General features: G+C 60.2%; 15 protein-coding genes. 4 read left to right on the top strand and 11 right to left on the bottom strand.

From position 1 onward, the window contains the following. Positions 1-5: 5 nt before the first annotated feature. Both ABIN98_RS06600 and ABIN98_RS06595 read right to left on the bottom strand, forming a co-directional pair. Complete coding sequence (locus ABIN98_RS06600) at positions 6-263, bottom strand: hypothetical protein (RefSeq protein WP_346908512.1); 258 nt, start codon at positions 261-263, stop codon at positions 6-8. Next, the gene (locus ABIN98_RS06595) at positions 260-511 is read right to left on the bottom strand and encodes a Gp49 family protein (RefSeq protein WP_346908511.1); all 252 of its coding nucleotides are present in this window, start codon (positions 509-511) and stop codon (positions 260-262) included. The genes ABIN98_RS06600 and ABIN98_RS06595 overlap by 4 nt, the downstream gene beginning before the upstream one ends. A 544-nt stretch (positions 512-1,055) precedes the next feature. Between ABIN98_RS06595 and ABIN98_RS06590 the strand changes: the two genes are divergently transcribed. Then, complete coding sequence (locus ABIN98_RS06590) at positions 1,056-1,394, top strand: hypothetical protein (RefSeq protein WP_346908509.1); 339 nt, start codon at positions 1,056-1,058, stop codon at positions 1,392-1,394. Between the two features lie 66 nt (positions 1,395-1,460). Here the strand turns inward: ABIN98_RS06590 and ABIN98_RS06585 are convergent, their stop codons facing one another. From ABIN98_RS06585 to ABIN98_RS06575, 3 genes are read right to left on the bottom strand one after another with little or no spacing between them, the layout of a single operon-like run. After that, on the bottom strand, positions 1,461-2,063 hold the full coding sequence (locus tag ABIN98_RS06585) for a DUF6362 family protein (protein WP_346908507.1): 603 nt from the start codon (positions 2,061-2,063) through the stop codon (positions 1,461-1,463). Between the two features lie 46 nt (positions 2,064-2,109). Then, the gene (locus ABIN98_RS06580) at positions 2,110-2,520 is read right to left on the bottom strand and encodes a hypothetical protein (RefSeq protein ID WP_346908505.1); all 411 of its coding nucleotides are present in this window, start codon (positions 2,518-2,520) and stop codon (positions 2,110-2,112) included. Further along, entirely contained in the window at positions 2,520-2,822 is a 303-nt protein-coding gene (locus ABIN98_RS06575) for a hypothetical protein (RefSeq protein WP_346908503.1), read from the bottom strand. The genes ABIN98_RS06580 and ABIN98_RS06575 overlap by 1 nt, the downstream gene beginning before the upstream one ends. A 320-nt stretch (positions 2,823-3,142) precedes the next feature. On the opposite strand from ABIN98_RS06575, the gene ABIN98_RS06570 reads away from it, so the two are divergent. Then, a complete protein-coding gene (locus tag ABIN98_RS06570; RefSeq protein ID WP_346908501.1) occupies positions 3,143-3,871 on the top strand; it encodes a S24 family peptidase in 729 nt (242 codons plus the stop codon). 62 nt (positions 3,872-3,933) lie between these two features. Here ABIN98_RS06570 and ABIN98_RS06565 read toward each other — a convergent pair whose 3' ends face one another. Both ABIN98_RS06565 and ABIN98_RS06560 read right to left on the bottom strand, forming a co-directional pair. Further along, entirely contained in the window at positions 3,934-4,638 is a 705-nt protein-coding gene (locus tag ABIN98_RS06565; protein WP_346908499.1) for a DUF1287 domain-containing protein, read from the bottom strand. Positions 4,639-4,798: 160 nt separating this feature from the next. Further along, positions 4,799-6,160 carry a cytochrome c peroxidase gene (locus ABIN98_RS06560; protein ID WP_346908497.1) on the bottom strand — a complete coding sequence of 454 codons (1,362 nt, stop codon included), beginning with the start codon at positions 6,158-6,160 and terminating at the stop codon, positions 4,799-4,801. Between the two features lie 241 nt (positions 6,161-6,401). Between ABIN98_RS06560 and ABIN98_RS06555 the strand changes: the two genes are divergently transcribed. Beyond that, complete coding sequence (locus ABIN98_RS06555) at positions 6,402-7,088, top strand: Crp/Fnr family transcriptional regulator (protein WP_346908495.1); 687 nt, start codon at positions 6,402-6,404, stop codon at positions 7,086-7,088. An 81-nt stretch (positions 7,089-7,169) separates the two neighbouring features. Here ABIN98_RS06555 and ABIN98_RS06550 read toward each other — a convergent pair whose 3' ends face one another. Further along, the gene (locus tag ABIN98_RS06550) at positions 7,170-7,886 is read right to left on the bottom strand and encodes a cysteine hydrolase (protein ID WP_346908493.1); all 717 of its coding nucleotides are present in this window, start codon (positions 7,884-7,886) and stop codon (positions 7,170-7,172) included. A gap of 238 nt (positions 7,887-8,124) precedes the next feature. On the opposite strand from ABIN98_RS06550, the gene ABIN98_RS06545 reads away from it, so the two are divergent. Continuing rightward, the gene (locus ABIN98_RS06545) at positions 8,125-9,039 is read left to right on the top strand and encodes a diguanylate cyclase (protein ID WP_346908491.1); all 915 of its coding nucleotides are present in this window, start codon (positions 8,125-8,127) and stop codon (positions 9,037-9,039) included. A 21-nt stretch (positions 9,040-9,060) separates the two neighbouring features. Here the strand turns inward: ABIN98_RS06545 and ABIN98_RS06540 are convergent, their stop codons facing one another. From ABIN98_RS06540 to ABIN98_RS06530, 3 genes are all read right to left on the bottom strand, one after another. Further along, complete coding sequence (locus ABIN98_RS06540) at positions 9,061-9,543, bottom strand: GNAT family N-acetyltransferase (RefSeq protein ID WP_346908489.1); 483 nt, start codon at positions 9,541-9,543, stop codon at positions 9,061-9,063. A gap of 248 nt (positions 9,544-9,791) precedes the next feature. Next, positions 9,792-11,384, bottom strand: coding sequence for a HAMP domain-containing sensor histidine kinase (locus ABIN98_RS06535; protein WP_346908487.1), 1,593 nt, complete (start codon positions 11,382-11,384; stop codon positions 9,792-9,794). Then, positions 11,385-11,533 (bottom strand): winged helix-turn-helix domain-containing protein (locus tag ABIN98_RS06530; protein ID WP_346908749.1); only part of this gene is annotated, 149 nt, incomplete at its 5' end.

The raw sequence follows: 11,533 nt of genomic DNA, 5'->3' as shown, positions 1-11,533 counted from the left end.
CCCGGTCAGCTCGACAGCACCACGACACTTGCCGGATTGACGGTCGCCCGCACATAGACTTTGTCGGAAGCGCCCAGCCCCATCAGCTTCACCGGCTCGCCCGGAGCCCCTTCCAGAAACGCCGCCGTCAGTGCCGGCGCGACCGTCCCCGCATGCACTGCGAACCGCTCCCGGCCGTGGGTCGCCACCGTCACATAGGCCGCCCCGCTCGCCACCTCGGTCCAGGCGTCACGGGTCACGCTGAAATCAATCGTCTCGCTCATCGGATCTCCACCTTTTCTTTCAGCCGGCAATAGGCCTCAAGCCCGTTGAGGCGGCAGCGCGCGTTCCTGCGGGCAATCTCCATGCCCCGCTCCAGATCGAACCCGTCCGGGTCGCCCGCGATGGAAAACCCGTGCGCCTGGTAGCCGAAGCCGGTCACCAGCACACAACCGACCACCGTCGACCCCGGATAATGATGAAAAATCTCCCGCTCGATCATCTGATCGACTTCACCTTCATTGGCTCGCATGACCTGTTTCCTTTTTCCAATAAAAAAGGACCGCCGAAGCGATCCTTCAGATTGCGATTGCTGCTTCTCTCCCGAAGAGAAGAATACCGAGGCCCCACCCTCGGCCGTCACCCCGGCCCGGAGCCGGGGCCACCTCATTTCCAGAGCATTGCGCGGTCAGGCACAGCCCTGCCCCACATCCCCTTGTCGTCCCAGCGCAGGCTGGGACCCAGTATTCCGTGAGCCTGGTCGCTTGAGCGATAAGTATGCCGCGTACTAAGGCCTGCCGCTAAGCTCGCCCGGAGAGCGGCGCAGTTCTCCAGAATACCGTTTATGAGTGCGGTTCTGCCCCCTTTTGACGAAGGTGTCGAGGGGTTGCGGAATGCATGAAAATGCAATCTAGACAGAGCCTTTGCAAAAACCGTTTCCGTTTAACGACGTTGCGACCGATCACCGTTGTGCGCTTCCGGCCGAAATTGTTGCAGGCCTTGGAAATTGTAGCCATATATCGCTGCAAAGCTGAGTTGATGCTTCAATCGGTTCCAGACGCACAGGCTATGAACAGATGAGAATAGGCGAAGCCTTCAAGATCGCGTTTCTTCCGCGCACGGGAACGGCGATCTATTTGGGGGTCATCGCGATCATGTTCCTGACCGAATACTTGTTCATCGAGCCATTTATGCCTCTGAACGTCTTCGCCCTCACGCTCGGGTTCATGACGGCAGCGCTCGGCTTGAAGCTCTTCGCCGGTGCGATGTTCGGTATTTTCGTTGGCTCCGCAGGCGAGGATCTGCCGCGCGGATCGATGTTGCTGCTTGGAATACTATTCCATGTTTGCGCGCTGTTTTTGATGGCCCCAATGTTGATCGAAGCTGGCCGGATGTACGCCATTCCGCTCGAATGAGATCGACTTCTAAATAAGTATCGATCTCAAACATGCAGACAGTTTGAAGCGTCCGGCGTCCCTCGCTTACCCCGCCCCCGCCTCCCCCTCAATCTCCACCCCAAGCAACTTGCGCCGGCGCTTCTCCGCCTGTGCCTTCGCCCACGACGGATCGAAGTTTTCCGGGTCGAATGTCCCCGGCTCGAAGTTGCGCCAGTGCGTGGCGCATTTCTCCAAGGTACCGTTGATAGGTGCGGGTTTTGCCCCCTTTTGACGAACATGTCGAGGGTCCGAGGGATGCATGGGAACGCGGTCTAGACGCAGCCTTTCCGAAAGCCGTTTCAGTTCAACCGAGTTGCGGCTGATCACCGTTGTGCGTTTCCAACCGAATTTGTTGCAGACCTTGGAAAAGCTCACGCCTGTGGCCGCACTCAGCACCTGAAACTGCAGCGCGCAACGGCTGTTATCGTCCTCAATCAGCTCATACCAGGTGATCGCCTCTTCCGCCCGCGCTACCTCCGCCGGACTTGCTACCCGACGCGGCTTGCGCATCTTGCCCGCATAATCGCGCTGCCACTCCGGCCACAGCGTCCGCAACCGCTTGTGCCCGTCGCGGCGCGTGGTGATCGCAATCACCTCCGCCGCCTCGATCAGCCGGGCCAAAACGGTTTCAGGGGTCCATGTGGTCAAATCGCTCTCTCCATTATCGTGTTTATCAAATGCCGGTAGCCTGCCCTCACGCAGCCAGCGCGCCTCCCGCCACCAGCCGGTCCATCTCGTAGGAAAGCAGCACCGTCATCGCCTTGGTCGGCGCCTTCGGGTCGGTCTTCCTCGCACTGAGCTGCAAGGCGTCCAGGTCGATCCGGTCGAACAGGGAGACGAAATCGGCACGGTCCACCAGGTCCGGCCGGTTGAGCACCAGCCAGGAGACAGCGGTGAAACAGCGGGCCGACCAGTTGCCCCGGTTTCTGCCCGCATTGATCAGGCCGAACACCAAGCGCAAATGATCCTCGCCGTTCTTCTTTAGAAGCGTCTGGCAGGTCCGGCGCGCCTTGGACTGGTGCGCCCCGGTGATCCGCCGCTCAAAACTGATGAAATGGACGCCGAATTCCCCGGCGATCCGGTCCACATGTCCACCTGAAGCCATCAGGCACCTCCTTTTTGAAGTTTCGCGAAAGCGGCTTCGGCCCGTTCCCGGGCGCTCATCCGCCTGTGTTTTTGAGGTCTTGCCGGTTCCGGCACCGCCATCGGTCCGCCCGGCCCCTTGCCGAGTTTCCTCTGCAACGCCACCACCCGCCGCAGCACATGCAATTCCAGCGTCAGCAGCCGGTTGCGCGCACTCTGCAGGGTAAGCTCGTCCTCGATCCCAGCCCCGGGTCTTTCCGCCCGGCGTTGGCAGATCTCCACCCGCCGTCGGGCGTCCTCGATCTGGTCCTGGATTTCAGTCATTCGCACCATCGTCGTTGCTCAGGTGTCATGAGATTGCTCCTTCACGAGCGATATTTGTACGTATTTACGTATGACCCAATTTGGAATTGCTCGAACATCAGACGCAAAGACGTCTAAACTTGAACGAAGGCATGGCGATTTCATTCCTGCACACGTTTCGGCTGGATCTTACTGTTAGGCTGAAATTCCTGCCGGTACTCTCACAAACTTCAAATGAATGTACGTTTTTTCGTACATTTATTCCGATGACCGGTCAACGTAGACGGCATACGTTTTTTCTGTTAATTACGTACATTGTTTGAAAAAGGTGCACGCATGTCATGGACGCAGACACGGATATTCCGGCCCGTCTGACCGCGCTCAAGGATCAGAGCGGCTTCTCGCTGCGGGAAATCGCGCGACGGATGGGCTATCGTAATGCCTCGTCCATACAGCGCTATTTCAGCACCGATTTCGTCAAGCCTTCCCTGCCGGCGGATTTCGTCGCCAAACTTCTGCCCGTGCTGGAAGGCCAGGGCGATCCGCCGATCACCCGCGAACAGATCCTGGACCTTGCCCCCACCCTCGTCACCGAATTCGATATCGCGCCCAGCGGTAGCAGGCCGAAAGCCCTGGAAATCAAGGGGGAAGTCGCTGCAGGGCTGTGGATGGAAGCCGGACTGTTCGAGACCGAGCAATCGGAAGAATCCACCCTCGCCGGCGGAGACAGGCGGTTTCCGCCCAACGCCCAGTATCTTCTGCGGATCCGCGGCGAGAGCATGAACCGGATCGCCCGGGACGGCGACCTTATCCTCTGCCTCGACTTCATGCAGGCGGGCATTGAGCTCAAGTCGGGCGACGTCGCCGTCGTCGAGCGCTCAAGAGACGGCGGCCATACGATAGAGCGTACGGCCAAGCGTGTCGTCCGTCATAACGACCGGATCGAACTGAGACCGGAATCCAATGATCCGCGCTTTCAGGATCCGATCATCTTCAATGATCACAGCGAGGAAGCGGCCGAAGTCCGCATCATCGCCAAGGTCCTGAGCGTCATTCGCCCCGTCGAATAAGCCGAAACCTGGCAGGCAGAGCGAATGAAGCGGACCTTCCGGCATCCAAACGCCAGGTTCCCTCAGACAACAGGCTTGAACCGGTAGTGCCCGGAGATCTCGAACTCGAACAGCCGGTCCTCGAGCCGCGTGCCGGCACCGATATTGTGAACCAGCAACGGCCTTGCTGCGTCCTGCGACCTGCGGTGGGTGACAATCGCGATATGAGGCAGATTACCGGGGAGCATCTGTGAGACGACATCGCCCGGTTGATAGTCTTCCGGATTGCCGCTGACCGCCAGCGCCGCACCCTGTCGTTTGAAGAAGGCCTGGAGGTTCGGCACCCGCCGATGGTCGATGTTCCTGTCAGGACGCTTGAGACCCCAGATCTTCGGATAGGCGACAAAATGCGCCTTCATGTCCCTGTTGACTTCCCTTTGAAGGTCAAAGCCGAAAGCATCGCGATAGGCACGTATGACCACGTCGGTACAAACGCCCCGCTCACGCGGGATATCGCCATTCGGAAACGGGAGGGAGACATAGGCGGGATCATAGGTCACCGTTTCTCCGATCTGGCTCTCAGCCGCGGCAATAAGCTTCTCCGCCCAGGGCACCGGTTTCTGCCAGACGGTTTCAGCGGCAGCAGGTTCCGGCGAAGCCTCAGGCCCGGCAAGCGTCGATTGTGCGACCTGAACCACCGCCTGTATCCGATAGGAAGGCACCGCTGCAGCCAGCAGTCCACCGCCCGCAAGAACACCGGATCCGATCAGAAATGCACGCCGCTTCATCCCGTTCCTCCCGAAAACACGATCAGAGATAGAGACGGATTGGGACCTCATTGTGGTGAACTATATCCAGAATCCCGGTTTTCGGGCTGGGTGGCTCTACTCCAAATGACTGCGTTCTTCGGAGGTCGCAAAACTCCACCCATCGCACCAGCTTCCTTTTTCAATACAGCGGGTTAGCAGATATCCTTGAATCAGTTTCCGAGAACACCGCAACGCGTGGACGCAGCTTGTCTCCGGCCACCTTGCCCATATCGTCCCGCTCGATCGACAGGCTGCGCAGAAATGCGACGATTGCGTCGATATCCGCAGCCGTCAGCACCTTCGGACGGTAGGGTGTGAGCTTCCGCGTGGCCGGGTCCCAGATGATTGACGGCACCTCGTCCTCCGCCCCCGTCACCGGTCTCCTGTTGAGCTGCGTCGCCGCCATCACACGGACAGCCTCTTCCAGGGTCGCGACCGAGCCATTGTGAAAGTAGGGCGCTGTATTGGCCACGTTGCGCAAGGACGGAACCCGCCACAGGCCCGGCCCATCGCCGCCATGCCGGGGCGATGCCCCCCTGTCGGCGAGCAGATCGTATCTGGCCACATAATCGGCATTGGTGAAGATCGGAAACGGCTTGCGTACACCCGCTGGCCGGATCCTGCCGGCAGCGCTGAAAGTCGGATCGCGGTGACATCTTCGGCAGCCGAGCCCGGCAAACAGCGCCATGCCCCTCACCTGTTGCGTCGTGAGTGCGCCGGTCACTCCGCGCACGAACCGGTCATAGGCGGTTTCCGGCGAGATCAACGTGCGTTCATAGCTGCCGATGGCCGAAACGATCCTTTCGATTGTCGCATCGCCTCCAAAGAGCTGCTGAAACGCGTCTCTGTAGGTCGGATCCGCGCGTACGGCCGCCTCCACAGCTCCATGCGAGGCCATGCCCATTTCCACCGGATTGAGCAGCGGTCCTTCCGCCTGCTCCTCCAGCGACGCCGCCCGCCCGTCCCAGAACAGGCGCGACAGGAAGGCTGCGTTCCAGACGGTCGGCACGTTCCGTGTCCCCTGCAACCCGTCGATGCCAGCGGCAACCGAACGGCCATCATCGCCGCCAGCCCCGATATCGTGGCAGGAAGCGCAGGCAACCTTGCCGTCCGCCGACAGTCGGCGGTCGTTGAAAAGCCGCCGCCCCAATGAAACGACATCATCCCTCAATCGCACGCCATCGGGCGTCGGCGCGGCCTTCGGGAGAGCGTACCATCTGCCCGTATAGGACGCGCCGTCAAAACCACCTGGAACTCCTTCAAGTCCGGACCGCTCGACGTCCGCGAACTCCGGATGATGGTCCTTTGTCGTTTCCATCAGGACGCCGACAAGGAGAACCTTGATGGAAATGGCGATCACGCCCATGCCCAGGCCTGCGGAAAGCAGGATACGAGCCGGCCTGCCAAGACCTCCCCGCTTCGCGAGATCTCCGGTGATCAGGAACAACGCCAGAAAACCGATGCAGGTGCAGGTGGCCATGACGAACAAGGTGAAGAACATGGCGATTTTCTCCGAACAAGAGGTTTCCGCCGAGAACCGGCAGCTCCGATCGGAATCCTGCCCGAAAACGCTCAACCACGATGGAGCAATTGTTCCAGTGTTCGTCCCATGCAGATGGAATGTAACCGCACGGCCGGATGCGGCAGTATTTCACGCAACAGCCAGCTCGAACCGAATTAAGCTGGTGCGATCTCAGGATCGGAGCGAACACCAGGGTATCGATCAGGAACGGGAGCAGCACATGACGATTTCGGACGAGGCCATCGATGCATTTGCCTTCGCTCGTGCTTTCGAGCCGGATGCCCGTGCGAAACTGTGCCAAGGCTTGGCCCGCAAAAAGATCGAGCCCGGACATGACATCCTGCATCCCGGTGACCGGGTCAACGGCGTCTACCTTGTCCGTTCCGGGGACATCCGCGTTTATTATGTCGACCCGTCCGGGCGCGAGGGCACGCTTTACTGGATCGAGCCGGGGCAAAGCTGCATCCTGGCGCTGAACAGCCTGTTTTCGGAAATTCCCTATCCGGCATGGGCTGCTGCCGGCGACAGCGGTGTCGACGTACTCACAATTCCAGGCGCCGTCTTCCGCGATCTCTTCGCCACAGAACCAACTGCCCAGAAATTCCTGTTCGAACAGCTATCGACCCGCGTCTTTTCCCTGCTTCAACTGCTGGAAACGACCATGCGCCTGCCTCAGGAGGAACGCCTGATCCTGCTGCTTCTGGGACAGGCGGACGAAGCCGGTATCGTTCGCCTGTCCCAGGAAAAGCTCGCCCGCCACCTCGGTACCATCCGCGAGGTCGTCTCCCGTCTCCTGCGCAACCTTGCCGCCCAGGGTCTGATCGCTCTCGCCCCCCGCAAGATCTCCCTCCTTGACCGCGACCGCCTGCAACAGATGGTCCCCGGCGGCGATCCGGAACACCCTTGAATTCAGGAGGCCCGGTGCAAGCCAAAGGCATGGCTGCACCGGGCCTCCTGCTCCTGTGCCCCCGTCCGGCATCGGCAGCTCTTATTGGCTCAGAGCCTGCGTCGCTTCAGCGGTCGTCAGCACGCCATTCGCGATCATGGAGAAATTGACCAGCGCGGCGTTATAGGCATCTTCGCCGGGTGCTGCGACCGCGTCCTTGACCACATAGACCTTGAAACCGTTTTCCATCAATGCGCGCATGTGGGAATCCACGCACAGGTTGGCGACGAGACCGGCGAGAACGACCGTGTCGATCCCGCGCGCCCTGAGCTGATAGACCAGGTCGTTGCTTTCCGGCCCGTACATCTTGTGCGGAGCAACCACAATAGTCTGCCCGTCATGGATATACGGCTTGTAGGGTGCGTAGAAATCGGCTCCCGAGCCTTCAAAGGCCTCGGCCGAAACCCGCTGCAACGCGCCCATATCCAGAAGCTGGCGCTGCAAGACGCCGGCCCGGCTCCACTCCGCGTCGCCCGGGGTGTAGACCAGCGGATCTACTGCCATCGTAATCTTCGAGCCTTTCGCCGCCTTCATCAGGGCTTCGATATTCGCGATCGTGTTCAGTTCCTTCAGATTGTCGGCAAGCAGCCCGTAAAGCTTGCCGTCTTCGGCAAGAAAGTCGTTCTGCGGATCGGTGATCACCACCGCCGTGCGGGCCTTGTCGAAGCTCGGCAGGGCTTCTGCCGCAACCGCCGGTGCTGCAACAGAGGCCAGGGCCAACGGAAGGCTCAGGACAAGCGAGGTCAAAAGAGAATTCATGACAGTCAACCTTTTCAGTTCGGGTTCCACTTCAACCCGCCGACAGGCACCAAACCCCGCCGGCGACCCGACCTGTCTAGGCTTCCGGCTCATCGGCCGATGCAGCAATTGCTCCACCTTTCAGGAAATTCGCCTTTCCGCCATGCAGAACATACCGGACGGCACAGAGCCATTTTTAAGACTTCAGAGAGATCGCAATGCCATGATGTCGGCCTGATAATCACGTCAGGGGACGGTCATGGCGATCGACAGTCTAAGCCTCGAAGATCTACGTGCCGCGGCGGCTGAAATCGACCGCTGCGCCTACAATCACGAGCAATGGTTCGACGCATTGATCGGAACCCTGGTCTGCGGTCTGCCCCCGGACGAGGGAGACCTTTGCAAGGACGCTCATCACCACTGCCGCCTTGGCCAGTGGTACTTTTCCGGAAACAACGTCACGGCGGCACTTGCCAAACGGCCGGGCTTCCGCGAATTGGGCGTCGAGCACGAGCGAATGCACACCCATGCCCGGCACATGCTGAACGCATTGGCCACTGATAACGGAGTTCCCCATAAGGAATACCAGCAGTTCATCATCGCTCTGAAGAAGCTCCGTATGGAAATCGCCACGCTCCGCCAGGACATTGACGACACTCTCTATGCCATCGACCCCCTGACCGGCATACCCGGCCGCACTCACATGCTGTCCCAACTGCGCGAACACCAGGCACTTGTGGACCGTGGCATCCAGACCTGCTGTTTGGCCATGATGGACCTGGACAATTTCAAGGTCGTCAACGACCGCTTCGGCCACCCTGCCGGAGACAGGGTGCTGGCCTCGTTCGCCCACCATATCGGCCAGAACCTGCGCCCCTATGATGCCGTCTACCGCTATGGCGGCGAGGAATTCCTGATCGTCCTCCCCGACACACCCTGCAGCGACGGGCTTGCGGTGATCACACGACTACGCGCGGCATTGTCAAAGCTGCCGCAGCTTGTGGGTGCAGATGATCCTGTTTTCGTCACAGCGTCTTTCGGGCTCGCAGGCCTTCAGGCAGGCGTGCCGGTCGAAGGAGCGATTGATCGGGCGGATACAGCCCTTTACGCCGCAAAGGCCGCCGGCAAGAACCGCTGCCTTGCGTGGGACCTTTCTATGGATACGGATGCCTGATTGCACGACACCTGCACGCGGCTATGGTGTATCCAGACGGTATTTCAGAAAGGAACTGCCGTCATAGTCCACATCTCCGACGAAGACGGCACCGAGCCGATCCAACCAACGCAAGTGCCTTCTTGACGGTGGCAGCAGGAAGGTCACGAAAGGTATGCGCTCGTCATCCCGGGCAAAGGCAAGTGCCTTGGCCGTAATGCGTGCCCCGAGCCCGAAGCTGCCGGGGGGCAGCACCAGTCCGAAATCCCATTCGTCGCCTTCTCTTTGAAACCCGCCCCAGCCCGCATAGACGCCATTGCACAGAATTGCCCAATGGCCGAGGCCATCGCGTTGCCAGCACGCTTCCTTGGCCAGAATGAAGGCATCGCAAGCCTGCCGGTCCCATGCGCCTTTCAAAAGCGGCATGTGCTCGCCGACCCGAGGATCCGACATATGAGCGATAATCTCGTCCGGAGAGACGTCGGTCAGCCGGACAAAATCGATTTCGGCAACGGAATTTGGCATTCGAAAATTGATCCGGGATGGAAACAGGCAAGACGTAGGATGTTCATATGGGAGGCCGACTTTGGATCGAAAGATTTCACCCTCCCGGCGCCCGTCACAATTGCGCGAGACAGTACCGCGTGCGTACTGGATTCGGTTCAGGACGATCCCTGAATGGCCTGAAAACGGGAAAGTCAGATTCCAGAGACTATACCGCCCCAGCCGCTCGCCTCAACCGTTCACCCGGGAACAAGGCGGTTGTCACTGCGCTATTCGCCCCGCCCCGGCAATACGATCCGGAAACATGCCCCCTCGTCCGAAGGCTCGAGCTCGATTGTCCCGCCGTGGGCCTTGAGCAGCGTGCGGGCAATGCCAAGGCCCATGCCGGTGCCGCCCGCCTCACGCCTTGTTGTGAAAAACAGGTCGAAGATCTGGTCCCGGTTGCCTTCCGAGATACCGGTACCGTTGTCGCAAATGAGGATCGAAATCTCCTCCCCCTGATTAGCTTCAAATGTTATCCGATCCGCGCCGTGGCGAGCGGAGTTGTCGATCAGGTTTTCAAAGACAATCTTTGCGTTCTCCTCCGACAGCAGCAGGACGCCGTCCGCCGGACAAGCAATCTCAAGCCCCTCGAACCGGCAGCCAACGTCCTTCAGCACCTCCGCCAGCCGGCAGCTGCCGCCGATCTCCACGCTGTCGGCCCGCGCCAGCGCCCGCAGCCGGGTGAGCAGCAGCGAAGCGCGCTCCGTGTCCTCCAGAATGTTTTTCAGAAACCGCGCCCGCTCTGGCTCCGACATGGTGTCTCCACCGTCGAGCAACAGTTCCGCGGCGCCCTGTATCGATGTCAGCGGCGACTTGAGCTCGTGTGACACATGGGTGGCGAAGGTATTGATGTAGTCATTGCGCTCAAACAGCTTGCGCGACATGTCCAGCAAGCTGGTCGACAGCGCATGGATTTCCCGGCTGCCGTGGATGGCGAGCGGCCGGATCGCGTCCCGGTCACCGTTACCGATCCTGAGAGAGCGGGCCGTCAGCGCCCGAATTGGCCCGGCAATGCCGCGCAGGAAGATGAATCCCACGAGAAAGGTGGAGCCGAGCGCGAAGGCCAGCACCCCGAAAACCGCCTCCCGTTTCAGATACATCTCCCGCAAGATGTTGCTCGGCGTACGCGAAGCATAAACGACGCCGGCAACCCGGCCGTTGATCTCGATCGGCAGAGCCGTGAACACGCGCACAGAACTGCCCCGGCTGATGGAATAGATCGGCTGTGGATTGTTGACGACACGCTCGCGCAACGCACTGCCATAGCGGCCGGAAAGCGCGGCCTTTACTTCCGGCACCTCGGCAAAGGAAAGTCCGATATCACCACGCCCGGCAATCACAGTGCCGTTGAAATCGAGCACCCGAAACCCGGCGAGTGTCCGCTTCTGGGTTTCTTTCAGAATCGTGTCGAGCCACAGCCCTGCAGCAATGTAAACCGGATCGGCTGGAGTTCTTGCCTTCTCTGGATCCGGGCGGTCCGGCAGTACCGTCGTCTTTGCCAGGTCCAATTGCGGGCGCAGCAGGAACCAGGGATCGTCCGGATCAGCATATTCATAAGACCAGGCATAGTGGATGCTCTCAGGCACCACCGCACCGGTCTTCAGCTCCGCCCCGCCCAGTTCGAGAAGCCGTTCCGAAGCGGCAGCCGCAATCGCAGCACTCTGGGAAATCAGCTCGGCTTCGGTCGCCTGGATCAGTTCCGTCTCGTAGACCCGGAAGAAAACGATACCTGCCAGCGGCACCACCAGCATGATGCCGAGCACCACTGCCACGATCACGCTTAGCGGAGGTCGCCACCTGTCCCGGAATGACTGGAACATCTATTCACACGCCCCGAGCCGGAAGCCGACCCCGTGGACCGTCTCGATCGCCTCGGCGCAGCCGGCCGCGCTCATCTTGCCACGGATGTTGCGGATATGACTGTCGATGGTCCGGTCGGACACGTGAATATTGTCCTTGTAGGCTCCCT

This window comes from uncultured Roseibium sp., from assembly GCF_963675095.2.
GTDB lineage: Bacteria > Pseudomonadota > Alphaproteobacteria > Rhizobiales > Stappiaceae > Roseibium.
Note: the sequence above shows the minus strand (reverse complement) of the source record. Positions and strands in the feature narration are given on the sequence as shown.